The organism is Salinicola sp. RZ23 (assembly GCF_003206675.1).
Classification (GTDB): Bacteria; Pseudomonadota; Gammaproteobacteria; order Pseudomonadales; family Halomonadaceae; genus Salinicola; species Salinicola endophyticus.
The window spans coordinates 12,987-35,341 of the sequence record NZ_PZJK01000001.1 but is presented as its reverse complement, the minus strand read 5'-3'; the positions used below and the strand labels follow the sequence as shown (position 1 = coordinate 35,341).

The window sequence follows — 22,355 nt, the reverse complement described above, 5'->3', positions numbered from 1 at the left end:
TGGTGAGAAAGTTCTTGGCGCGAAGATCGGTACTCGGTGGAACTCTGGCTGTGGCGTAGGCTCTGAGGCTCGACCCCCACGATGACAAGCAGGAGACTCTCGATGCGGCGCTTTCCCGGATTTGCCTATCTTGCCGAGACGCCCGATGCAGCGGGCGCAGGCTCGAGCGCCGAGGCCGACGCGCACCGCTGGCTGGAGGCGATCGACGACCCCGAGGCGCTGGCCTGGGTCGAGGCGCACAATCGCGATACCCTCGACGCCCTGGGCGGCCCTGAGCTCGATCACCTGACCGCCGAGCTGCGCGAGATCCTCGATGCCGACGATCGTATCCCCTTCGTGGTCAAGCGCGGCGAGCACTACTACAACTTCTGGCAGGATGCCGATCACCCCCGCGGGGTGTGGCGGCGGACCCACTGGACCTCCTACTGCCAGGCCAAGCCCGAGTGGGAAGTGCTGATCGATGTCGACGCCCTCAACGCTGCCGAGGGCGAGAGCTGGGTGTGGCATGGCGCGCGCTGCCTCGAGCCCGAGGCGCCGGCGGGCGTCTGGGAACGGGCGCTGGTGGCGCTCTCCCCGGGTGGCACCGATGCCGACGTGACCCGCGAGTTCGATCTCATCAACAAGCGCTGGGTCGAGGAGGGTTTTCAGCGGCCCGCGGCCAAGGGCGGTCTGAGCTGGATCGACCGTGACAGTGTCTACGTCTATACCGATTTCGGCCCCGATGCCGCGGGGCAGAGCGCGCTCACCAGCTCGGGGTATCCGCGCCGCGTCAAACGCTGGCGGCGGGGGCAGCCGCTGGCCGAGGCGGAGACGCTGTTCGAGGCGGCGGAGAGTGATCTGATGGCGGTCGCCTTTCGCGATCGCACCCGCGGCTTCGAGCGCGACTTCATCCACCACGCCCTGGCGTTCTACGAGCAGCGCTTGATCGAGCGGCTGCCCGATGGCACCCAGGTCCCGCTCGACCTGCCGCTTTCGGCCCAGGCCAGCGTGCACCGCGAGTGGCTGCTGGTGCTGCTGCGCGATGACTGGGCCCCGGCGGCGACGTGCTATCCCGGCGGGGCGCTGCTGGCGATCGACTACGCCGCGTTCAAGGCCGGTGCCCGTGATTTCCGCGTGCTCTTCACGCCGGATGCCCGGCGCTCGCTGGAGGGGTTCGAGTGGACCCGGCACTATCTGGTGCTGGATATTCTCGAAGACGTCAAACACCGCTTCGTGCGCCTCGAGCCTCGCGCCGGGGCTGCGTGGGCAGGCCTGGCGCTCGACACCCTACCGCCCACTGGCGAGGTGGGGCTCTCGGCGTTGGACGACGAGACCAGCGACGAGGTTTTCGTCGTGGTCACCGACTATCTGACGCCGACCACGCTGTCGCGCCTCGACCTGGCCCAGGCCGAGACTGCCACCGCGGGACCCAGCCCGATCAAGCAGGCACCGGCCCTCTTCGACGCCAGCGGCATGCGGGTCGAGCAGCGTTTCGCCACCAGCGCCGATGGTACCCGCGTGCCCTATTTCCTGGTGCTGCCGGCGGGCATCGACGACGTTTCACGTGAAACAGCGCTGCCCACGCTGCTCTACGGCTATGGCGGGTTCGAGATTTCGCTCACGCCGCACTATGCCCCCGATGTGGGGCGCTGCTGGCTCGCCCGTGGCGGTGCCTATGCGGTGGCCAACATCCGGGGCGGCGGTGAATATGGCCCGCGCTGGCACCGTGCCGCGCTCAAGGCGGATCGCCACAAGGCGTTCGAGGATTTCGCCGCGGTGGCCGCGGACCTGGTCGCCAGCGGCGTGACCACACCGCGCCAGCTGGGCATCCAAGGCGGCTCCAACGGCGGCCTGCTGGTGGGCAACATGATCACCCGCTACCCGGATCACTTCGCCGCCGCGGTATGTGAAGTGCCGCTGCTCGACATGCGCCGCTACCACCAGCTGCTCGCCGGCGCTTCATGGATGGCCGAGTACGGCGATCCGGATAGCGACGACTGGGAACGCTTCCTGAAGGACTACTCGCCCTATCACAACCTGCGCGAGGGCGTGGACTACCCGGCGGTACTATTCACCACCTCGACCCGCGACGACCGCGTGCACCCCGGGCATGCGCGCAAGATGATGGCGAAGATGGAAGCGATGAACGTAGGCGATATCCACTACTACGAGAACACCGAAGGCGGCCACGGTGGCGCTGCGGACAGCGCCCAACGGGCGCGGTTGAGCGCGCTGGCCTGGCGTTTTCTGTGGCAGCGGCTGGGGGCGGACTAGGGCGCCGGTGTCTTGGTGCTGCGCGTGGCGCTCGGGCATACTGAGCGCCACGCTTCTCCCGTCCGGCCTGCCGGCGGGACACACCGACATGGAAGACCTCACCGATGAGTCAGAACACCGTCAAGCTGGGCGTGGTGATGGATCCCATCGCCGATATCGCCTACAAGAAGGACACCACCCTGGCACTGCTGTGGGCGGCGAAGGCCAAGGGCTGGTCGCTCTACTATCTCGAGCAGGAGGATCTCTACCTCTACGAGGGGCGCGCCATGGGCAGCGTGCGCACGCTCGATGTGCACCACGATCCGGATCACTGGTTCGACCTCGGCGAGCGCGAGGCGATGCCGCTGGGTGAGCTCGACGTGATCCTGATGCGCAAGGATCCGCCGGTGGACGGACACTTCCTCAACGCCGTGCACCTGCTGGCGTTCGCCGAGCGCGAGGGAACCCTGGTGGTCAACCCGACCCGGGCGCTGTTCGAGTGCAACGAGAAGCTGTTCGCCCAGCAGTTCACCCACTGCATCCCGCCCAGTGTGGTCTCCGCCAATGCGGCGGTGCTGCGGGCCTTCCAGGCCGAGCATGGCGATACCATCTTCAAGCCGCTCGACGGCATGGGGGGCACCGGGATCTTTCATATCGGCCCCGAGGGGCGCAACCTCGGCGCGGTGATCGAGCAGCTCACCGAGCGCGGCCAGCGCCAGATCATGGCCCAGCGCTATCTGCCGGAGATCAAGGACGGCGACACCCGCATTCTGCTGGTCGACGGCGAGCCGGTGCCCTTTGGCCTGGCGCGCATTCCGAGTGCCGGCGAGACCCGCGGCAACCTGGCCGCCGGCGGTCGCGGGGTCTCCCGCGAGCTGACCGAGCGCGACTACTGGCTGGTGGAGCAGGTCAAGCCGGCGATCCGCGAGCGCGGGCTGCTGTTCGTCGGGCTCGACGTGATCGGCGACTACATCACCGAGATCAATGTCACCAGCCCGACCTGCGTCCGCGAGATCGACGACCAGCGCGGTACCGACATCCCCGGGCTGCTGATGGCCGCGATCGAGAAGCGTCTGGCTTGATTCCGCCGCGACACGACCCCATCTCGGCGTGTCCTGTCACGCCGCGTGGCCGCGAGCGACGCGCGGCTCCCGGTGCCGCTGCGACATCCGTCGCCCCGACGACAACGTCGGGATACGCGGGTGTTACACTGCAAGCTGACCTCAGGCGTGCCGGCAGGCCGGCGGCGCGCTGCGATTTCGACGGAGTCTCATGCAAAGCCTGAAACACTACTTCCTGATGGCGATGCCGCACCTGGAAGATCCCAATTTCGCCGGCACCCTGACCTATCTGTGCGATCACGATGACGATGGCACCCTGGGGGTGATCGTCAACCGGCCCTCCGAACTCACCCTCCAGGGGCTGTTCGAGCAGCTCGACATCGAGTCCGAGCCGGGGCCGCACAACGAGATCCTGGTCTACGACGGTGGCCCGACCTATCGCGACCGCGGGTTCATCCTGCATCGCGGCAGCGCCGACGAGTGGGACTCCAGCATCCAGGTGGCCGAGGACATCGCTCTGACGACCTCGATGGACATGCTCCAGGCGATCGCCCAGCGGCGTGGCCCCGAGCACTATCTGGTCACCCTGGGCTGCGCCGGCTGGAAGGCTGGCCAGCTCGAGGACGAGCTCAAGCAGAACACCTGGCTGACGGTCGAAGGCGACGGCGACATCCTGTTCCGGCAACCGCCGGAGCAGCGCCTGGCGGCTGCCGCCGGGCGTCTCGGGGTCGACCTCAACCTGATGACCCGCGACGCCGGACATGCCTGATGACCTGCCTCGGCGGTAGCGCCAGCGACAAGCTCGGCCAACGTCTGGTGATGGCCTTCGACTACGGTACCCGGCGGATCGGTGTGGCGGTGGGCAACGAGATGCTGGGCTCGGCGAGCGGGCTCGACCCGCTGCCGGCGCGGGACGGCATTCCCGACTGGGCGCAGATCGAGCGACTGCTGGCGGAGTGGCAGCCGGACCTGCTGGTGGTGGGGCTACCGATCCATGACGACGGCAGCGAGTCCGAGATGAGCGTGCGGGCGCGCAAGTTCGGCAACCGCCTGCACGGGCGCTTCGGCAAGCCGGTGGCGATGTTCGACGAGCGTGGCACCACCCAGGCGGCCAAGCAGATCGCTGCCCAGGGTGGCCACCGCGGCAACTACCGCGACCGCGGTGTCGACGGCATCGCCGCGCAGCTCATCCTGGAGAACTGGTTCACCCGCGGGCAGGCGTGACACTGCATCCGGGTGTCACGCCTGCCGCTCGATCCCGCCTGTCTTAGAAGACCTTTCACAACCGCCAGACCACGTGGGCAGGGCGTCGCGAGGGCGCTGTGCCCCCCTCCCTGGGCGCTACCTTTGCCATCCCTGGCAAAGGACCCTCGCTTTGTCCTGCCCCCGGCGCCCAGTGTCGGAAGGTTTGGACATGCGCTCTTATTGGGCCTTCAGCGTGCGATCGTCGACGCCGAAGGTCTCCGGCACGAACCAGCGCACTTCGCGCAGGTCGCGGGCGATCTCCTCTTCCACCTTGAGCAGATGGGCGAAGATTGCCATGCGCATGGGGATGCCGTTGTCGGTCTGGCGAAAGATCGCCAGGCGCGGGTCGCCATTGAGATCGGTGGAGAGGTCGTTGGCACCGGGGCGGCTGTCCCGCGGCAGCGGGTGCATGACCACGGTGGTGGGGGAGCAGCGGCGGTCGAGGAAGCCGCGGTCGACCACGAAGTCGGCGGTCAGCTCGGTGAAGCTCTCGGTCATCTCGGCGGTGAAGCGCTCGCGCTGGATGCGCGTGGCGTAGATCACGTCGACATCGGCGAAATCCTCGGCCAGGCTGGGCCGGGTCTCGATCCGGTGCCCGCGGGAAGCCACCAGGTCGACCAGATGCTGCGGCATCTCCAGCCCCGGCGGCGACACCAGGGTGATGCGCAGGGGGGCGTAGAGAGAGAGCAGCTTGATCAGCGAGTGCACCGTGCGCCCATACTTGAGATCCCCGGTCAGCAGCAGATGCGCCCCCGCCAGCGGCTTGCCCAGCCGCGCGAACTCCTTGCTGATGGTATAGACGTCGAGCAGCGCCTGGCTGGGGTGCTCGCCGGGGCCGTCGCCACCGTTGATCACCGGCACCCGGGTCGCCTCGGCGAATTCCGCCACCGAGCCCTGCTCCGGGTGGCGCATGACGATGGCATCGACATAGCCGCCCATCACCCGGCTGGTGTCGTAGAGCGACTCGCCCTTGGCCATCGAGGAGAAGGTGAAGCCGGTGGTGTCGCAGACGCTGCCGCCGAGGCGACAGAAGGCGGCGTTGAAGCTGATTCGCGTGCGCGTGCTGGCCTCGAAGAAGAGGTTGCCGAGCACCGCCCCCTCCAGCACCCGCGTCACCTGGCGCCGCTGAGCGATCGGTTCCATGCGCTCGGCGAGGCGGATCAGATGATCCACGGCGTCGCGATTGAGAGAGTCGACGGAGAGCAGGTGCGGGGACATGGCGGACCTCACTGGCGGGTGGCGGTATCGGGGCCGGTCTGGCCGGGCGATAGTGTAGCGCCGAGGCTCTCCGGGATCATCCGTCGCGCGTCGCGGTGCCCGCCCCGCGCCTCAGGCCGGTGGTTCGCTGGGCGTCTTGCCGCCGAGTCTGGCGGTGATCTCGCGGGCGGTATCGGCGACCAGCGCGGCCAGCTCGGGCAGGCGCGAGTCGTCGATCCGTGCCACCGGGCCGGAGACCGAGATCGCCGCCAGCGGCAGGCCGCTCTCGTCGTGCAGGGTGGCGGCGACACAGTTGAGACCGATGGCGTGCTCCTCGCGGTCGACCGCATAGCCCTGGCGCCGGATCGTCTCCAACTGGGCGCGCAGCGTCTCCAGATCGGTGAGGGTGTTGGGGGTCTCGCCTTCGAGGACGCGCCCCCCCATGACGCGCTCGAACTCCTGCTCGGGCATCCACGCCAGCAGCGCCTTGCCCACGCCCGAGGCGTGTAGCGGCGCGCGCGAGCCCAGGCGGGTGATCATGCGCATCATCTGTTGCGACTCGCTCTGGGCCAGATAGACCACCATGCCGTCGTCACGAATGCCCAGGTTGGCGGTCTCGCCGCTGAGTGCGGTGAGCCGGCGCAGGAAGGGGCGTGCGGTGGCGACGAAATCGCGCGCCTCGAGGAAGCTGTTGCCGATACGGAAGGTCTTGACGTCGATCCGCCACAGGCCGTTGGTGCCATCCTGGGTGATGAAGCCCTGCTGGTGCAGCGCCTGCAGCAGCCGGTGGGCGGTGGAAGGGGCGAGGCCGAGGGCATCGGCGACCTCCGAGAGCGCGAGCCCGTTGGGCGCGGCGGCCAGCGCTTCGAGGATGGTCAGACCGCGCACCAGCGACTGGCTGTGGCCGCCGGCGCTCTTGCCACCGGCGGCCGGGCGGCCGACCGCCCGGCGCTTCTCGCCGCTGCCGCCGGTAGCCCGTCGCTGGGCTGTCTCCGGCTCCTGCTGCTGGGTCGTGTCTTGCGCCGTGTCGCTCGCCCGCTGCCGCTTTTGTTCCGTCACCCGCTGCCGCTCTCGTGGTTGAGATTCGTGGTTGAGAAAGAGACCCGGCGCGTGCCATGGGGCAGCGCCGGGCATTGTTCAGGATAACCCGATCGATGGTGAGCTGTCTTTGCCGGCGGCTGGCGTCATGCGCTGATGCTGCGTGCCTCCAGGCGCAGCAGGGCGATCCGGTGGATCTGTGCGATGGCGGTATGGCGCTCCGCTTCCGGGGTCTGTTCCAGGCGCTGTGCGAAGGCGTCGAGAATGGCGTGGCGGTCGAGACCGCGTACGGCGATCACGAAGGGAAAGCCGAAGCGCTCGCGATAGGCGGCGTTGAGCTGCTCGAAGCGGGCAAACTCCTCCGGGGTACACTGGTCGAGCCCGGCACCGGCCTGTTCGCGGCGGGAATCCGCGGTCAGGGTCGCGGCTACGGCGGCCTTGGCGGCCAGATCCGGGTGGGCCCGGATCAGTGCCAGCTGGGCCTCGGGGGAGGCGGCGTCGACCGGCTCGCGCAGCCGCGCGGCGAGTCCCGCGGGAGTGTCGTGGCGGTCATCGAGGCCGCTGTCCCAGGCGGCGGCGGCGATCCACGCCGAGTGTTCGTAGATATCGCCGTAGGTGGCGATGAAATCCTCGCGCGTGAGCTGGCTCGGGCGCGGGTGCAGACGATCCGGCATATGGGCTTTCCCTTGAATCTTGTATACGAACCGCTTTGAATGAAGTCACTGACAACGGGGCATATTCTGGTGGTCGTCTGACACGTCGACGAGCGCCGTACGGGTCAGATAGTGCCAAAGCTACCGCCAAGTGTCCGCGTCGATCCAGCCTTTCCCCTGCGATGGGCGGTGGGCGCGCGCTGGTGGCTCCCTTTTCTCCGCTCCCGATCGCGAGGCGTGCATGAGCGATACCGACTCTGGTTACCTGACCACCCACGTGCTGGACACCGCCCGTGGCTGCCCGGCCGCCGATCTGTGCATCGAGCTCTACCGACTCGAGGGCGAGCGTCGCACCCGGCTGGCCAGGCTGAGGACCAATGCCGATGGGCGCAGTGATGCGCCCCTGCTGGCCGGCGCCGAGTTCCGCGCCGGCTGCTACGAGCTGATCTTCCAGGCCGGCGACTATCTCGCCGCCAGCGGTGCGCCCGGAGGCTTTCTCGGCGATATCCCGATCCGCTTCACGGTCGATGCCCCCGACGAGCACTATCACGTGCCGCTGCTGCTGTCGCCGTTCGGCTACTCGACCTACCGCGGCAGCTGAGTAGCCGCGACGTGGGCATCCCACCGCCCGGCCGATACAATCGCAAGGACGCACTCAGGGAGTCTGACAGCATGGGGAAACGCGCCGATGCCACCATGGCGGCGGGCCAGCCGCCTGCGGCCACGCCTGCGCGTCGTCGCAGGGCGGGCAAGGACGGCGATGGCGCGGAGCGCCACGAGGTCATCTACCAGTCGATCAGCGACGCCATCATCGAGCATCGCCTGAGGCCGGGGGCCCGACTCCGGGAGGATGCCCTGGCCGATGTCTTCGACATCAGCCGTACCGGTATCCGCAAGATTCTGCAGCGTCTCGCCCTCGAGGAGCTGGTGACCCTGACGCCGCGTCGCGGGGCCAGCGTGACGCGCCCCTCCGCCGATGAGGCCAAGGACGTCTTCGATGCCCGGCAGATGATCGAGTGCGGCCTGATGCCCGAGATCACCCGGCGTATCACCCGCGAGGATATCCGGGCCCTGCGCGACATGGCGACCCGCGAGCGCGAGGCGCTGCGCGCCGGCGAACAGAGTACGGCCATCAAGCTCTCGGCGGCCTTTCATGGCCATCTGGCGCGCCTGTCCGGCAATGCCACCCTGGCGGCTTTCGTCGAGCGCCTGTGCTCACGCTCTTCGCTGATTCTCGCCGTCTATGGCAATGCGGGCCATCTGGGCTGCGAGTCCCATGATCACGATGATCTGGTGGGCTATCTGGAAAAGGGTAACGGCGAACGCGCCCAGGCCTTCATGGGGCGCCACCTCAAGGCTATCGAGGCTTCGCTCTCCCTCCATGGCGAAGAGGATGAGACGCCGGATCTCTACACGATATTTTCGCGCTGACAGGCGATCTGCCGAGAGCGTCATCAACACGCCTCAAGATGCACAGCCCCCGCCGATGGCGGGGGCTTTTTTGTGGCGGGGGAGAGATGGTCCGGTCAGGTGGTGACCGCGTTCCGGTCGCTCTGTTTCCTCATCAGCAGATAGTAGATGCCTCCGCCCAGGGCGGCGCCAATCAGCCAGGCGTAGCCGCCCAGTACGTCCAGCGCCGGTACCCACACCGAGGAAATGGAGAACAGCGCGGCCAGGCCAAACGCCACCAGGGCTCGCCGGTTCCAGCCCTTCACATAATGATAGGCGCCGTCGGGGTCGCTGGAGAACATGTCCTGAATATCCAGCCGCTGGTGTCTCACCAGGTAGTAGTCGGCCACGATGATGCCGTAGAAGGGGGCGATCACCGCGCCGAGGGCATTGACGAAGCCGGGGATGCCGATATGGCTGATCACGGCGATCCACAGAGCGCCGACGAAGAAGGCGATCACTGCGGTGATCAGCCCGCCGATGCGAAAGCTGATCCGTCGGGGGAAGAGGTTGGCCAGGTCATAGGCCGGCGGAATGAAGTTGGCCACCAGGTTGATGCCAATGGTCGCGGCGAAGAAGGTGACCGCGGCCAGCAGCGTCAGCGGCAGCGAGTCGACCTGCTCGATGATCGCAGAGGGGTTGGTCAGCGGCTCGCCGAACAGCACCAGGGTGCCGGCGGTGATGATCAGGGCGATGAAGGAGAAGATGGCCACATTGAGCGGCAGGCCCAGCAGGTTGCCCAGCTTCATGTCGCGCTCGCTTTTGACGAAGCGCGAGAAGTCGCCGAAGTTGATCACTACCGCGGCGAAGTAGGCGATCATGGTGCCGGTGATGGTCAGGAAGGCGCCGATTGCGCTGCCCTGATAGTCGCTGCTGGTGCTGAAGACAGTGCTGATGGCGGGCAGCAGGTCGCTACCGGCTTGATACCAGACGATGATCATCAGCAGGACCATGACGGCATAGACCAGCGGTCCTGCCCAGTTGAGGAAGTGCTTGATCTTGTCGACACCCTGCCAGAACAGGGCGATCTGAAAGAGCCAGACGACCACGAACGATAGCCAGCCGATGGCCGACATGCCCAGCCATTGGCCACCCGGGTCGCCGAACAGCGCCGTCAGCAGCAGGGTCAGCGCCGTCGAGGCGAAGTAGGTCTGCACCCCGTACCAGAAGATGCCGATGATGGCGCGCAGCATGGCCGGCAGGTTGGCACCTCGGACGCCCATGCTGGCGCGGATCATCACCGGAAAGGGGATGCCGTATTTGACGCTGGGTCTGCCGCTCAGGTTGACCAGCCACATCACCACGAAGCCGGACAGAATGATCGCCGCCATCACGGCCCAGCCGTTGAGGCCATAGGAGATGAACAGCGAGGCGGCCAGGGTATAGCCGAACAGACTCTGGATGTCGTTCGCCCAGACATTGAAGATCTCGAACCAGCCCCAGCTGCGCCTGCTCTTCGCCAGGGGGGCCAGGTCGTCGTTGTATAGCGTCCGGTCGATATGCCGGATGTTCAATTCTTGATCGGTCATGATGAAGGCCCGTTGTCATTGTGATTCATGCCAGGCCCTGCGTTGCGGCGAGCCCGCTCCAGGAGGGCAACCTCACCCTCCCTGTCTTTAACCTTGATGTCGTGGCCTCAGCTGCAGAAGCGCTGGCATGGAGACCAGTACTTCATCAGCAGGAAGTAGGTCAGCCCAGCCGGAATCAGGCTGGCGTACCAGGAGACGGTGGAGAGACTGAAGGCCGCGATCACGCCTACCAGGGTAGCGATCACCGCTCCGAGGTTGACGCCGCGGTAGGGCCCGCTTTCGTCGTACAACTTGCCGAGATCCAGGGTGCGGCGGCGGATCAGATAGTAGTCGACCACCAGGATGGCGAAGATAGGGCCGAGAAAGGCGGAGTAGGTCTGCACGAACACCTGCAGGCCGGCGGCGGACTCATCCTTGACCAGTTCCCAGGGGAAAGTGGCAAAGGCCAGCAGACCGACGACCACCGTGGCCGTGCGGTACTTCAGCTTGAAGGTATCCATCAGCACATAGGTCGGCGGCACCACGTTGTTGAGCACGTTGGTGGTGACCTGGGCGAAGGCGATGAACAGCAGGGTGGTCATCAAAAGCGGCGTGTTGTCGACCGCATTGGCGAACACCTTGATGGGATCGGCGACGCCGGTGGCTTCGGAGACCATATAGCCGATCAGCCCCATGAACAGGGTGCAGGGCAGGATCGACATGGCGTAGAGGGTGGTCAGAAGGCCCGGGCCGCTACCCTCCTTGTGCTCGCGGGAGTAGTCGCTGACGTTGAGCATCATGGTGCTGTAGATGCCCAGGAACAGCATGGTGGCACCCCAGAACGGCATGCCCCAGGAGCCGTCCATGGTCAGCATGCTGGTCGAGAGCTGGTCGCCGTAGCGCTGCACGGTGCTGTAGAACATGTAGACCAGCGAGGCCAGGATGAAGGCGCTGCCGATGTTCTCCAGCCATTTGATGCCCTGGAAGCCCGTCACCGACAGGGCGATCTGCAGGAACTGGAAGGCGATGAAGTAGAAGATCAGGTTGTCGAAGCCGAACAGGGTCGCCGAGACCATGTTCAGGGCGCCGGCACCGATCCAGCTCTGGAAGCCGTACCAGACGATGGCGGGCACGGCGCGTACCAGCCCCGGTAGCCGGGTGCCACTGAAGCCGAAGGCGCTGCGTGCCTGGACCATGAAGGGAATGCCGTACTTGTAACCGGCGGCACCGTTCAACGCCAGGGCGATGCCGATCACGAAGCAGCCGATGGCGATGGCCAGCGTCGCCTGCACCAGGTTCAGCGTGCCGACCACGCTGGAGCCCATGGTGAAGGTACCGATCGACACGCAGCCGCCGAACCAGGCCAGCAGATAGGAGGTACGACCCATGATGCGGGTCTGCTGTGGGGCCAGCGATTCCTGGCCGGCGGCCTTGGTGGCCGTGTCGGATAGCCCGGCCGATAGAGTCTGGGCCGGGTTGGGGTCATGGCTCATGCTGTCGTCCTCGCAAGAAGGGGATCACTGTTGTTGTTGTCCCGGTCGGGAGCCGGGAGGACTCTTGCGGCGTGCTACTCGGGTTTTAGTTTTTGCTGTGGCGCTATTTTTCGTGCTGACGGTGCGGCCCGGGGCGCGTTATGGATCGGCCCTCATGGCGTGTGTCACTCGCTCGGGGTCATGTGAGACAGGTGCTCGAAGCGCCCGGTGAAGGCCTTGGAGCGCGGAAAGGCCAGGTCACCGAACTTGCTGGTGCCGAGCCCGAGTCCCACCAGGGCCTCGCTGAGCTTGACCGCAGCGGTCACGCCCTCGACCACCGGCAGGCCGACGGCGTCGCTGATCTCAGCGGTCAGGTCGGCCATGCCGCCGCAGCCCAGTACGATAGCGCCGATACCATCTTCGTCACGGGCGCGGCGACACTCCGTGATGATGCGGTTGAGCGCCGCCTCGCCGTCATGCTCCAGGTCCAGCACCGGGATCTCGGCCGCGCGCACGCGGCGACAGTGGTGACGAAAGCCATACTGGTCGAGCAGGTGCTCGGCGATGATGCCGGTGCGGCCCAGGGTGGTGACGATGGAAAAGCGGGTGCTGATCAGCGAGGCCATGTGAAAGGCCGCCTCGGCGATGCCGATGACCGGTGCTCGGGTCAGCTCGCGGGCGGCCAGCAGGCCCGGGTCGCCGAAACAGGCGATGATGTAGGCATCCACGCCCTCGCGCTCGCCGGCCATCACCTCCTCCAGCACGCCGACGGCGCTGATGGCCTCATCGAAGTGGCTCTCGATGGAGACCGGGCCACTCTTGGGGGTCGTCGCCACGATCTCGCTGCCCGGCGAAGCGATACGCGAAGCCGCTTCGCCGATGGTCGTGGTCATGCTGGCCGTGGTGTTGGGATTGATGACGCGAATCCGCATCGTGGCGTGACTCCTGAACGGGGCTCGACGGAGCAGCAGGGCATCGAGGCCTGGCGCATGGGCGGCAAGCTATAGTCTTTGTATACAAAAAATCTATGGGAGATTTTTTCGGAATGCAAGCAGGATAGGCTCGCCAATGGGTGCTAACGACACCTCTGTGGCGCCGAAAAGACTGTTTTTTAGGCCATGTCAGCAGGTTGGCGTTGTACTACAGACGATGCCCGGATGGTTTTTTCGTATACAGCGCCTGATGCAGTATCTGACAGCGAGGCAACAGGTTCGCATCAGTGCCTCATGGAGCAGGCTTGCAGAGTGAATGGATACAATTCATGTTGTTATTGTATTCATGGATATTCGTGTCGCCGACCACGCACCGGCATTGGACACGGGCACGAGAACAACAGGAATCCTGCAATGAATTCTCCCGCGCATGATGGCTATCCCCGCGATCTGATCGGCTACGGCCGCAACCCGCCCCAGGCCAACTGGCCCGGCCAGGCCCGCGTCGCGGTGCAGTTCGTGCTCAACTACGAAGAGGGCGCGGAGAACTGCGTGCTGCACGGCGATGCGCACTCCGAGCAGTTCCTCTCCGAGATCGCCGGGGCCGAGGCCTATCCCGATCGCCACCTGAGCATGGAGTCGATCTACGAGTACGGCTCTCGGGCCGGCGTATGGCGGGTGCTCAAGGAGTTCGAACGCCGCGGTCTGCCGCTGACGGTGTTCGGCGTGGCGATGGCGCTGGAGCGCAATCCGGAAGCCGCCCAGGCGTTCCGCGAGCTGGGCCACGAGGTGGCCTGCCACGGCTATCGCTGGATCCACTACCAGCATGTGCCGGAGGCAGTGGAGCGGGCGCACCTGCAGCGCGCGCTGGCGATCTTCGAGTCGCTCTACGGCGAGCGCCCGCTGGGCTGGTACACCGGCCGCGATAGCCCCAATACCCGGCGGCTGCTGGTGGACGAGGGTGGCTTCCTCTACGACAGCGACTACTACGGCGACGATCTACCGTTCTGGAGCGATGTCGACGACAGCCAGGGGCGCAGCCAGCGCCATCTGATCGTGCCCTACACCCTGGACAGCAACGACATGCGCTTCGCCTCGCCCACCGGCTTCGATCACGGCGAGCCGTTCTTCCAGTATCTGCGTGACGCCTTCGACGTGCTCTATGCGGAGGGGGCCGAGACGCCCAAGATGCTCTCGATCGGCCTGCACTGCCGACTGATCGGGCGTCCCGGGCGCTTCCGCGCGCTGCAGCGCTTCCTCGATCATCTCGAGGCCCACGACCGGGTGTGGATAACCCGACGTGTGGATATCGCCCGCCACTGGGCCAGCCACCACCCGGCCTGAGCGCAGAGCGGGAGAGATCGTCGAGGGCAGCGTCTGGGGCGCTGGCATCGGTGATAGAGTGGCCGCAGCCATCGTCAGGGAACGCATGTATGCAGGGCCATATCGGGCGTCAGCTCCAGCAGCGCTTCGGCGAGCTGGCGCCGCAGGAGCGGCGCGTCGCCAGCTTCATTCTGGATCACTTCGAGGATCTCGCGATCTACAGCGCCGCCGACCTGGCGCGCCTCTCGGGGGTCTCCAAGGCCACCGTGACGCGGCTGTTCCGGCGTCTGGGCTACGCCGACTTCAAGGCGGTCAAGGCCCACGCCCGCGAGCTGCGCCATTTCGGTGTGCCGCTGGCAGCGGGCAGCGATGCCCTGGGTGAGGGTGCCGAGCGCTGTGCCCGGCACCTGGCCCGCGAGCAGGAGAATCTACAGCACTGCTTCGAGGGGCTCTCGGCGGCCAGCTTCGAAGCGGTGATCGGTGCGCTCGACAGCGCGCCGCGGCTGGCGGTGGTGGGGTATCGCAACAGCTATCCGCTGGCGCTGCATCTGCGCCAGCAGCTGCTGCAGTGCCGCCCCGGTGTGGCGCTGTGGCCGGCGCCCAACCAGTCGCTGGCCGAGGAGCTCGCCGAGCTCGATGCCGATGCGCTGGTGGTACTGTTCGGCTTTCGTCGCCGGCCGCGGGTGTTCGACGCCCTGGTCGAGACCCTGGCGGCGCGCGGACAACCCTGCCTGCTGATCGGCGATGCCACCACCGCGCGCTACGCCGAGCGTGTCACCTGGCGGTTGGCGTGTCCGCTGGACAGCGTCTCGGCCTTCGACAGCTACGCCGCGCCGATGAGCCTGATCTGCCTGCTGGCCAACGCCCTGCTGCACCGCCGGCTGGCATCGGGGCGGGCGCGGATCGATGGCATCACCGACCTCTATGAGTCACTCGACGAGCTGGCCCCCTGAAGGGCTGCCCGAACCCTGCGCCCGACTCACGAGCGCAGGCCGCTCTCGTATAGCGCCTAGCCCTGCCAGCCGGTGGCCTGGGCAAACAGCAGCAGGGCCACGGCGATCGCCACCCAGGCACCGAACAGCGGCAGGAAGAAGCGCACCCAGCGCTGCCACGGCACGCCGGCCAGCGCCAGGGTGGCCATGAAGTAGCCGGAGGTGGGGTAGAGAATGTTGCCGATACCGTCACCCAACTGATAGGCGAGGACCGCGGTCTGGCGGGTCACCCCGAGGAGATCCGAGAGCGGCGCCATGATCGGCATGGTCACCAGCGCCTGGCCGCTGCCGGAGGGCACCACGAAGTTGAAGCCGAGCTGGGCGAGATACATGCCCAGCGCCGAGAACAGCGTGGGCAGGCCGCCCACCGCGACCCCGAGGCCGTGGACCATGGTGTCGAGCACCTGGCCATCTTCCAGCACCACGGCCACGGCGCGCGCGATACCGGCGATCATGGCGCCGACCATGACGTCGCGGAAGCCCTCGTTGAAGCCTTCGCAGATGGCGTCGACCTTGAGCCCGGCGATCAGGCCGACGGCGATCCCCATGATGATGAACAGCCCCGCCATCTCGAGCATGAACCAGCCCTGCCCGAGCACGCCGTAGACCAGGATGGCGAAGAAGCCGAAGGCGGCCAGGATGGCGGCTTTCTGACGCCCGCTGGCGCGCGGCTTGTCGGCCTCCAGCGCGTGCTGGTAGTGGTGACGTTTGTCGTGCTCGCCGGTGTCGTCAGCGAGCAGACTGGCGCTGGCATCGTCACGCACCCGGCGGGCGTAGCGCAGCACCCACACCACGGCCACCGCGAGCATGGCGATGAGCGCCACCAGGCGCAGACCGAAGCCCGAATAGAGCGGCAGGTGGGAGAGCTGCTGGCCGAGCCCGGTGTTGATCGGATTGAGCACCCCGGCGGTGAAGCCGACAGTGGTGGCACATAGCGCGACCGCGGCAGCCACTACCGAGTCGAAGCGCAGCGCGATCATCAGCGGCAGGATCACCGGCACATAGACCAGCGACAGCTCCTGGGTGCCGATCAGCGTGGCGATGACGGCGAACAGGGTCATCAGCACCGGAATCACCCACAGGCTGCGGCCGGCAAAGTGGCGCGTCAGGTTATCCACACCCAGTTCGATGATGCCGGTACGCCGCAGCACCGCGAACATGCCACCGATGATCAGGGTGAAGAACACCACCTGACCGGCACTCATCAGGCCGTTGGGGATCGCCAGCAGAAAATCGGTCAGCCCGGTCGGCGTGGCGGGCACGTAGTGGAACGAGGCCGGGTCGATGGTGGTGCGTCCCGCTGGCCCCGGCACGCGCTCGTAGACGCCGGCGGGGATCAGGTAGGTGGCGATGGCCGCGAGGACGATGAAGAGGAAAAGGATGGCGTAGATATGCGGGATGTGAAACGATCGTTTCTTGTGCGAACGGTCAAGATCCGCCTCGGATGATGGGCTCATGGACGCTTCGTCTTCTCTGTCGTGTTGATGTTGTGATTGCCGGCCGAGCCGGCGGAGAGCGCGTGTCTGCGGGGTGTGATGCCGTCCCCGTATTATCCTTGTGGTGATCCCTTGGGCCTGCGTGGGTCGCGGAGGCGCTCGGGTTCGATCGATAGTTTCACAACTCGATGACCGCGAAAAGCCCTCTTCCGTTACGCTGGTTTCATTGCCGTTTCATCCGCGTTTCATTGATGTTTCATTGGCGTGTGCTGGCCCGGGTATCGCGCCCGAGCGCGACCCATTCGGGCGGCGCCGTGACTTCACCGAGGAGAACCCATGTCGCAACCTGACGCCCCCCGCAGCGCCCAGCCGCCACGCCGCTACTACGCCCCCCATGGCGGCTTGCCGCCGCAGAGCCAGCTGATCCATGACCGCGCGGTGTTCACCGAGGCCTATGCGGTGATCCCCAAGGGGGTGATGAGCGATATCGTCGTGAGCTACCTGCCGCATTGGGAGAAGACCCGCCTGTGGGTGTTGGCACGCCCGCTCTCCGGCTTCGCCGAAACCTTCTCCCAGAGCATCATGGAGGTCGCCCCCGGCGGCGGCAGCCAGCGCCCCGAGCTGGACCCGGAGGCCGAGGGGGTGCTGTTCGTGGTCGAAGGGGAGATGACCCTGACCCTGGCCGGCCAGGCGCATGTCATGACGCCGGGGGGCTACGCCTACCTGCCGCCGGGGTGCGACTGGCAGCTTCACAACCACGCCGCCGAGGCGGTGCGCTTTCACTGGATCCGCAAGGCCTACGAGGTGGTCGAGGGAATCGAGGTGCCGCCGGCCTTCGTCACCAACGAGCAGGAGATCGCACCGACGCCGATGCCGGATACCGACGGCCGCTGGGCGACCACGCGTTTCGTCGACCCCGCCGATCTGCGCCACGACATGCACGTCACCATCGTCACCTTCCAGCCGGGCGGGGTGATTCCGTTCGATGAGACCCATGTGATGGAGCACGGCCTCTACGTGCTGGAGGGGCGTGCGGTCTATCACCTCAATCAGGAGTGGGTCGAGGTCGAGGCCGGCGACTTCATGTGGCTACGCGCCTTCTGCCCGCAGTCCTGCTACGCCGGCGGGCCGGGGCCGTTCCGCTATCTGCTCTACAAGGACGTCAATCGGCAGATGCCGCTGCGGCTATCGCGCCGCTGAGCCCAAGGCCCGGCGTCCATCACTTCAGCGCTCGCGGCCGAAGCGCGTCAGGCGGTAGGGCGCGAACGCCGGCAGGTCGTGCGCGGGTGATGCGGCGCTCGAGCTCGAGGTGGCGCTGGTGTCATCGCCTGAGCGTGCCAGGGCGGCGATCATCTCGGCGCTGATCGCCGCCTGGGTCAGCCCCAGGTGCTGGTGGCCGAACGCCAGCAGCACACGACCGCCGCGGGCGCGATCGATGATCGGCAGGGAGTCCGGCAGCGAGGGGCGAAAGCCCATCCAGGCGCTGGCATCGGTGATGTCGAGTTGATGCGTGAACAGCCCCTTGCTGAGGCGGTGTAGCTGCCAGGCACGCTCCAGGTTGGGCGGGCGTTCGAGCCCGGCGAACTCCACCGTGCCGGCCAGGCGCAGGCCGTCGGGCAGCGGTGTCATGATGAAGCGGCGCTCGAAGGCGGTGACCGCGAACGGCAGCTGCGCCTGCTCGCGGGGTAGCATCAGATGGTAGCCGCGCTCGGTGTCCAGCGGCACGCGGATGCCGGTCAGTGCCGCGGTGAGCGGCGCCGAGTGGGCGCCGCAGGCGATCAGCACGCGGGCGACCCGCAGCGTGCGCTGCGTGGTGGTCAGCGTCACGCCCTCCGTTGTGGTGTGGCCGTCGCTCACCCGCTCGCGGAGAAAACGCACGCCTTCGCGCCGGGCCGCCTCGGCCAGGGTTTCCACCACCCGCAGCGGATTGAGGAAGTGTCCGGTGGCGGGAAAGAAGAGCCCGCCCCGCAGGCGCGGCGAGAGCTCCGGTGCGGCGGCGTGAAGCGCAGCGGCATCCCAGCTCTCCACCGGCACCCCCTGGGCTCGGGTGCGCTTGGCCAGCGCCTCCAGCAGCGGCAGCGATGCCGGCTTCTCGTAGGCCAGGACCGACCCCTGCTGGTGCAGCAGCGTGCCGGCATCCACCGAGGCCAGCAGGCGCTGCCAGGCGTCCAGGCTGGCGCCGTTGAGCGCGCTCAGTCCGGCCACGCTGGCGCGGTAGGGGGCCGGACGCAGGTTCCACAGCAGGCGCGCAAACCACGGCAGCCCGCGCGGCAGGTGGCGCCAGTCCAGGCGCAGCGGCCCCAGCGGGTCGAGCAGCATGCATGGCAGGCGCTTGAGGATGCTGGCATCGGCGATGGGGAAGACCTGCTCGGTGGCCAGGTGACCGGCGTTGCCGAAGGAGGCGCCCATGCCCGGCGGCTGGGGGTCGAGCACCAGCACACGCTGGCCCTGGCGCGCCAGGGCCAGCGCACAGCAGACGCCGACGACGCCCGCGCCGATCACGGCGATATCGGCATCCGACGATACCGGGGCATCCAGCGAGTCGGAGGCGGTAGTGGGCATGGGCAGGCTTCTCGCGGTGGGTAGTTCGCCGACGGCTCGTCCTGGCGAGCATCACGATGATGGTTTTGTAGATTGTATAAAATCAATATGCCCGACGTCTCGGCGCTTGTCGATCTCTCCCGCTGGGCATGGGTAAGCTAGCGCCCAGGGCCGCGGAAGGCGGGTGGCAGCGGGCGGTTGCCGGGAAAATGACGTCGCAGGGCACAGCCCGGTGTCCTGGCGTTAGGCGTTCATGCCTGGCTGGCCAGATTGCGCTCCAGCACCGCCACGATACCCTCGCAGGCGTCGAGGATATGCCGTTCGAGTACGCGACAGGCGCCCTTGACGTCACCCTGGCGGGCGAGATCGAGCAGCGCGTGGTGCTCGCGCTCGGCCTTTTCGATCTGGCGGGTGTAGAGCAGCTGCATGCGGATGTAGCGATCCGACTTGGTATTGAGCTGGCCGATCATCGCCAGCGCCTCGGGCAGCTCGGCGGGGGCGTAGAGGGCGCGATGAAAGGCGAAGTTGAAATCGCTCCAGTTGTCGATCTGGCTTCCGGCGTCCAGGGCGGCGTCGTAGTCGCTCAGGATCGCCTCGGCCTGGGCCAGGTCCGCCGGGGTCAGCCGCGGGATGGCGCGCTCGAGCACGTAGCCCTCGACCAGTACGCGCAGATCGAACAGCTCGCGGATCTTGGCCACCGAGAGCTCGGTGGTGAAGGCGCCGCGGTGGGCGTGGAACTCGACCAGCCCCTCCGCTTCCAGGGTCAGCAGCGCCTCGCGCACCGGAATCCGGCTGACGCCGTAATCCTTGGCCAGGCCATCCTGCCGCAGCTGGGTACCGCCGGTGAACTCGCCGCCGAGAATGCGTCGCCGCAGGTCGTCGGCGACGTACTGGGCCCGGGTCTTGAATGGCATGATGTGAGGACTGTGTGGGGATTTTGCATATTGTGTACAAATGCCCCGATGGCGTCCATCCGCCGGCGGCGCTCGGGGGCGAAGGCCCGCGCTAGCGCGGGCCAAGGGGGCGGTCAGAGAGGGCCTTGGCACGGCAGATGATCGCGCCGTTCGCTCGAACTCACTCGATGATATGGAACTGCTCGAGATAGTGCTGATTGAGTGTCAGCCCCAGGCCAGGGGTGGCGTCGTCCAGATCGAGCAGGCCATCGACCGGTGCCGGGTCGCCCTCGAACAGGTAGTAGAACAGCTCGTTGCCGATCTCGACATCGTGGACCGGGAAGAACTCCGCCATCGGTGAGGCCAGCGAGGCCATGGTCAGGTGATAGTTGTGCATCTGGCCGGCGTGGGGGATGACCGGCACGCAGAACGCCTCGGCCAGGGCGTTGATCTTGCGCGCCGCGGTGATGCCACCGACCCGGTTGGTGTCGTACTGGATTACCGCCACTGCGCGCTTCTCCAGCAGCTGGCGGAAGCCGTAGTGGGTGAATTCGTGCTCGCCGCCGGAGATCGGGATGCTGGTGAGCCGATTGAGTTCGGCGTAGCCGTCGATATCGTCGGCGATCACCGGCTCTTCGACCCAGCGTGGCTGGAAGCGCTCGAGCCGCGGCAGCATGCGCTTGGCGTAGTCCAGGTTCCAGCCCATGTAGCAGTCGATCATCAGATCGACCTCCTCGCCGATCACCTCGCGCACCGCGGCTACCCGGTCGAGATTGGCGCGCATGCCCTCGGGGCCGTCGTTGGGGCCGTAGCCGCAGCGCATCTTCATCGCCTTGAAACCCTGGTCCAGATAGGACTGCGCCTCCTGCTGCATGCTGGCGAGATCGCGGCTGTAGAGCTTGGAGGCGTAGCAGGGGATCTTCTCCTTGGTACGCCCGCCGAGCAGTTTGAACACCGGCTGACCGCTCGCCTTGCCCATCAGGTCCCAGAGCGCGATATCGACCCCGGAGATCGCCGCCATGCCGATGCCCTTGCGCCCCCAGGCGAGGGTGGCGCGGTACATGCGCTGCCACAGGTACTCGTAGTCGAACGGGTCCTGGCCGATCACCAGCGGCGCCAGATAGTGATCGATGATCGTCTTGGCCACCCTGGGTGCCAGAGCGACGTTGCCCAGCCCCACCAGGCCGCTGTCGGTCTCCACCTCCACCGCGGTCCAGCCGTGGAAGCGGAAGGTGTCCATGGAGTCGCCCTTGTCCCACAGCTCGTCCATGGCGTTGGTGCAGAAGTGCGGCATGGGCGGCACGGTCTCGCCTTTCCATTCGAAGACGCGGGCGCGGACACGGGTGATTTTCATGGCGGCTCCTTAGGGGATGTCGAAAGGGGGTGTCGACAGGGGATGTCGAATATCTGGTACGCTGGTAGGCTTTCCAGACCAGTAGGGCGACAGTAAGCCGTGTTGCTGGGCCGCATCAAGCGCCGGCACGATGGTGCTAGACCTATGTCTAGTCCGTCCGGGCTCAGGCTATGCCGGGGCGGGCCCGATGCAGACACGGCCTGGAGCGGTGCAAGGCCGTGAGGCGTCGCGCTACGATGTCACGCCTGTTTCAGAGACGAGTTCGATGCCCAACCCCGCTTTCGCCCATGAGAAGACGCTTCAGAGCAAGACCAAGAAAGCGCTCCTCGCCGACAAGCTGATCGACATGATCCTCACCGGATTGCTGCGGGATGGCGACGAGCTGCCCGGGGAGCGCGCGCTGTCGCAGCTATTCGGGGTCAGTCGCGAGACGGTGCGCGGCGCCATGGCGCGGCTCGAGGCCGTCGGGCTGATCGCCGTCGCCCATGGCAGCAAGACGCGGATCGTTGCCGGCGAGGCAGAGCTCGCGCGCTTTCGTGACGCGGCCCCGGCACAGCGTGCGGGCGAGTTCGACCCGCTCGACCTCGACAGCGTGTTCGAGAGCCGGGCGGTGGTGGAAGCGGCGATCGCCCGGCTGGCGGCGCGCCATATCGATGCCGAGGGTGTTGCCCTGCTCCGGCGGCTGCTCGAAGCGCAGCGTGAACTGTTCGCCTCGCCGGTGCACTTCCAGCTCTCGGATCAGCGCTTCCACAAGCTGATCTCGGCGCAGGCCCGCAACCCGATCCTGGCGCGCTACGCCGAAGAGCTCTACGCTTTCGGCCTGCCCCTGCGGCGTCAGGTGATGAACGAGCCGGCGGCCATTGCCCAGAGCTATCGCGAACACGGCGCGATCGTCGCGGCGCTCGCCGAAGGCGACCCCGAGGCGGCCGAGCGCGCCATGCTCACCCATCTGGAGAGCGTGCACCGCACCACGCGGGAGCAGCTCTCCGGCCGCCGCGACTGAGCCGTGCCGGCCCGGCGCCGGTTCAG

Annotated in this window: 20 protein-coding genes; 10 read left to right on the top strand and 10 right to left on the bottom strand. The window is 66.9% G+C overall.

Going from position 1 to position 22,355, the window contains the following annotated elements; all coding sequences use genetic code 11:
- Positions 1 to 102: 102 nt before the first annotated feature.
- The 4 genes from DOM67_RS00165 to ruvX all read left to right on the top strand — a co-directional run bounded on the left by DOM67_RS00165 (position 103) and on the right by ruvX (position 4,517).
- Positions 103 to 2,253: a prolyl oligopeptidase family serine peptidase gene (locus DOM67_RS00165; protein WP_110673663.1), complete on the top strand. Its 2,151-nt coding sequence runs from the start codon at positions 103 to 105 to the stop codon at positions 2,251 to 2,253.
- 104 nt (positions 2,254 to 2,357) lie between these two features.
- The gene (gshB, locus tag DOM67_RS00160; protein ID WP_110673662.1) at positions 2,358 to 3,314 is read left to right on the top strand and encodes a glutathione synthase; all 957 of its coding nucleotides are present in this window, start codon (positions 2,358 to 2,360) and stop codon (positions 3,312 to 3,314) included.
- A gap of 190 nt (positions 3,315 to 3,504) precedes the next feature.
- Positions 3,505 to 4,062: a YqgE/AlgH family protein gene (locus DOM67_RS00155; protein WP_110673661.1), complete on the top strand. Its 558-nt coding sequence runs from the start codon at positions 3,505 to 3,507 to the stop codon at positions 4,060 to 4,062.
- A complete protein-coding gene (ruvX, locus tag DOM67_RS00150) occupies positions 4,062 to 4,517 on the top strand; it encodes a Holliday junction resolvase RuvX (RefSeq protein WP_110673660.1) in 456 nt (151 codons plus the stop codon). Before DOM67_RS00155 ends, ruvX begins: the two co-directional genes overlap by 1 nt.
- A gap of 198 nt (positions 4,518 to 4,715) precedes the next feature.
- Here ruvX and pyrB read toward each other — a convergent pair whose 3' ends face one another.
- From pyrB to uraD, 3 genes are all read right to left on the bottom strand, one after another.
- Positions 4,716 to 5,756 (bottom strand): aspartate carbamoyltransferase, encoded by a 1,041-nt coding sequence (pyrB, locus tag DOM67_RS00145; RefSeq protein ID WP_110673659.1) that lies wholly within the window; start codon positions 5,754 to 5,756, stop codon positions 4,716 to 4,718.
- Positions 5,757 to 5,867: 111 nt separating this feature from the next.
- Positions 5,868 to 6,794 (bottom strand): IclR family transcriptional regulator, encoded by a 927-nt coding sequence (locus DOM67_RS00140; RefSeq protein WP_232825075.1) that lies wholly within the window; start codon positions 6,792 to 6,794, stop codon positions 5,868 to 5,870.
- A 125-nt stretch (positions 6,795 to 6,919) separates the two neighbouring features.
- A complete protein-coding gene (gene uraD / locus DOM67_RS00135; RefSeq protein ID WP_110673657.1) occupies positions 6,920 to 7,447 on the bottom strand; it encodes a 2-oxo-4-hydroxy-4-carboxy-5-ureidoimidazoline decarboxylase in 528 nt (175 codons plus the stop codon).
- Between the two features lie 220 nt (positions 7,448 to 7,667).
- Between uraD and uraH the strand changes: the two genes are divergently transcribed.
- Together uraH and DOM67_RS00125 are read left to right on the top strand one after the other, a co-directional pair.
- Positions 7,668 to 8,027 carry a hydroxyisourate hydrolase gene (uraH, locus tag DOM67_RS00130; protein ID WP_110673656.1) on the top strand — a complete coding sequence of 120 codons (360 nt, stop codon included), beginning with the start codon at positions 7,668 to 7,670 and terminating at the stop codon, positions 8,025 to 8,027.
- Positions 8,028 to 8,122: 95 nt separating this feature from the next.
- Positions 8,123 to 8,857, top strand: a complete 735-nt coding sequence (locus DOM67_RS00125; RefSeq protein WP_110673985.1) for a GntR family transcriptional regulator — start codon at positions 8,123 to 8,125, stop codon at positions 8,855 to 8,857.
- Positions 8,858 to 8,952: 95 nt separating this feature from the next.
- On the opposite strand, the gene DOM67_RS00120 is transcribed toward DOM67_RS00125, so the two are convergent.
- The 3 genes from DOM67_RS00120 to DOM67_RS00110 all read right to left on the bottom strand — a co-directional run bounded on the left by DOM67_RS00120 (position 8,953) and on the right by DOM67_RS00110 (position 12,787).
- Complete coding sequence (locus DOM67_RS00120) at positions 8,953 to 10,404, bottom strand: NCS1 family nucleobase:cation symporter-1 (protein ID WP_110673655.1); 1,452 nt, start codon at positions 10,402 to 10,404, stop codon at positions 8,953 to 8,955.
- Between the two features lie 107 nt (positions 10,405 to 10,511).
- Positions 10,512 to 11,876, bottom strand: coding sequence for an NCS1 family transporter (locus DOM67_RS00115; RefSeq protein WP_110673654.1), 1,365 nt, complete (start codon positions 11,874 to 11,876; stop codon positions 10,512 to 10,514).
- A 164-nt stretch (positions 11,877 to 12,040) separates the two neighbouring features.
- Positions 12,041 to 12,787, bottom strand: coding sequence for an aspartate/glutamate racemase family protein (locus tag DOM67_RS00110; RefSeq protein WP_110673653.1), 747 nt, complete (start codon positions 12,785 to 12,787; stop codon positions 12,041 to 12,043).
- Between the two features lie 414 nt (positions 12,788 to 13,201).
- Here DOM67_RS00110 and puuE point away from each other — a divergent pair, with 414 nt between their 5' ends.
- Both puuE and DOM67_RS00100 read left to right on the top strand, forming a co-directional pair.
- Positions 13,202 to 14,131: an allantoinase PuuE gene (puuE, locus tag DOM67_RS00105; RefSeq protein ID WP_110673652.1), complete on the top strand. Its 930-nt coding sequence runs from the start codon at positions 13,202 to 13,204 to the stop codon at positions 14,129 to 14,131.
- A gap of 89 nt (positions 14,132 to 14,220) precedes the next feature.
- Complete coding sequence (locus DOM67_RS00100; protein ID WP_110673651.1) at positions 14,221 to 15,063, top strand: MurR/RpiR family transcriptional regulator; 843 nt, start codon at positions 14,221 to 14,223, stop codon at positions 15,061 to 15,063.
- 56 nt (positions 15,064 to 15,119) lie between these two features.
- Here DOM67_RS00100 and DOM67_RS00095 read toward each other — a convergent pair whose 3' ends face one another.
- Positions 15,120 to 16,559 carry a TIGR00366 family protein gene (locus DOM67_RS00095; protein ID WP_110673650.1) on the bottom strand — a complete coding sequence of 480 codons (1,440 nt, stop codon included), beginning with the start codon at positions 16,557 to 16,559 and terminating at the stop codon, positions 15,120 to 15,122.
- Positions 16,560 to 16,874: 315 nt separating this feature from the next.
- Between DOM67_RS00095 and DOM67_RS00090 the strand changes: the two genes are divergently transcribed.
- Positions 16,875 to 17,738 carry a bifunctional allantoicase/(S)-ureidoglycine aminohydrolase gene (locus DOM67_RS00090; RefSeq protein WP_110673649.1) on the top strand — a complete coding sequence of 288 codons (864 nt, stop codon included), beginning with the start codon at positions 16,875 to 16,877 and terminating at the stop codon, positions 17,736 to 17,738.
- 24 nt (positions 17,739 to 17,762) lie between these two features.
- On the opposite strand, the gene DOM67_RS00085 is transcribed toward DOM67_RS00090, so the two are convergent.
- The 3 genes from DOM67_RS00085 to DOM67_RS00075 form a co-directional block, all read right to left on the bottom strand.
- Positions 17,763 to 19,100 carry an FAD-dependent oxidoreductase gene (locus DOM67_RS00085; RefSeq protein WP_110673648.1) on the bottom strand — a complete coding sequence of 446 codons (1,338 nt, stop codon included), beginning with the start codon at positions 19,098 to 19,100 and terminating at the stop codon, positions 17,763 to 17,765.
- A 230-nt stretch (positions 19,101 to 19,330) separates the two neighbouring features.
- Entirely contained in the window at positions 19,331 to 19,993 is a 663-nt protein-coding gene (locus DOM67_RS00080; RefSeq protein ID WP_110673647.1) for a GntR family transcriptional regulator, read from the bottom strand.
- 160 nt (positions 19,994 to 20,153) lie between these two features.
- A complete protein-coding gene (locus DOM67_RS00075) occupies positions 20,154 to 21,326 on the bottom strand; it encodes an L-rhamnonate dehydratase (RefSeq protein WP_110673646.1) in 1,173 nt (390 codons plus the stop codon).
- Between the two features lie 265 nt (positions 21,327 to 21,591).
- Between DOM67_RS00075 and DOM67_RS00070 the strand changes: the two genes are divergently transcribed.
- Positions 21,592 to 22,329, top strand: coding sequence for a FadR/GntR family transcriptional regulator (locus tag DOM67_RS00070; RefSeq protein ID WP_110673645.1), 738 nt, complete (start codon positions 21,592 to 21,594; stop codon positions 22,327 to 22,329).
- Positions 22,330 to 22,355: the final 26 nt, after the last annotated feature.

Excerpts from the sequence above, each read along its gene's own strand:
- DOM67_RS00125 (WP_110673985.1), top strand. The coding sequence starts at position 8,123 with ATGGCGGCGGGCCAGCCGCCTGCGGCCACGCCTGCGCGTCGTCGCAGG.
- DOM67_RS00080 (WP_110673647.1), bottom strand. The coding sequence starts at position 19,993 with ATGCCATTCAAGACCCGGGCCCAGTACGTCGCCGACGACCTGCGGCGA.
- uraH (WP_110673656.1), top strand. The coding sequence starts at position 7,668 with ATGAGCGATACCGACTCTGGTTACCTGACCACCCACGTGCTGGACACC.
- DOM67_RS00085 (WP_110673648.1), bottom strand. The coding sequence starts at position 19,100 with ATGCCCACTACCGCCTCCGACTCGCTGGATGCCCCGGTATCGTCGGAT.
- pyrB (WP_110673659.1), bottom strand. The coding sequence starts at position 5,756 with ATGTCCCCGCACCTGCTCTCCGTCGACTCTCTCAATCGCGACGCCGTG.
- DOM67_RS00155 (WP_110673661.1), top strand. The coding sequence starts at position 3,505 with ATGCAAAGCCTGAAACACTACTTCCTGATGGCGATGCCGCACCTGGAA.
- gshB (WP_110673662.1), top strand. The coding sequence starts at position 2,358 with ATGAGTCAGAACACCGTCAAGCTGGGCGTGGTGATGGATCCCATCGCC.
- uraD (WP_110673657.1), bottom strand. The coding sequence starts at position 7,447 with ATGCCGGATCGTCTGCACCCGCGCCCGAGCCAGCTCACGCGCGAGGAT.
- DOM67_RS00070 (WP_110673645.1), top strand. The coding sequence starts at position 21,592 with ATGCCCAACCCCGCTTTCGCCCATGAGAAGACGCTTCAGAGCAAGACC.
- DOM67_RS00115 (WP_110673654.1), bottom strand. The coding sequence starts at position 11,876 with ATGAGCCATGACCCCAACCCGGCCCAGACTCTATCGGCCGGGCTATCC.
- DOM67_RS00100 (WP_110673651.1), top strand. The coding sequence starts at position 14,221 with ATGCAGGGCCATATCGGGCGTCAGCTCCAGCAGCGCTTCGGCGAGCTG.
- puuE (WP_110673652.1), top strand. The coding sequence starts at position 13,202 with ATGAATTCTCCCGCGCATGATGGCTATCCCCGCGATCTGATCGGCTAC.
- ruvX (WP_110673660.1), top strand. The coding sequence starts at position 4,062 with ATGACCTGCCTCGGCGGTAGCGCCAGCGACAAGCTCGGCCAACGTCTG.
- DOM67_RS00095 (WP_110673650.1), bottom strand. The coding sequence starts at position 16,559 with ATGAGCCCATCATCCGAGGCGGATCTTGACCGTTCGCACAAGAAACGA.
- DOM67_RS00165 (WP_110673663.1), top strand. The coding sequence starts at position 103 with ATGCGGCGCTTTCCCGGATTTGCCTATCTTGCCGAGACGCCCGATGCA.
- DOM67_RS00090 (WP_110673649.1), top strand. The coding sequence starts at position 16,875 with ATGTCGCAACCTGACGCCCCCCGCAGCGCCCAGCCGCCACGCCGCTAC.
- DOM67_RS00120 (WP_110673655.1), bottom strand. The coding sequence starts at position 10,404 with ATGACCGATCAAGAATTGAACATCCGGCATATCGACCGGACGCTATAC.
- DOM67_RS00075 (WP_110673646.1), bottom strand. The coding sequence starts at position 21,326 with ATGAAAATCACCCGTGTCCGCGCCCGCGTCTTCGAATGGAAAGGCGAG.
- DOM67_RS00110 (WP_110673653.1), bottom strand. The coding sequence starts at position 12,787 with ATGCGGATTCGCGTCATCAATCCCAACACCACGGCCAGCATGACCACG.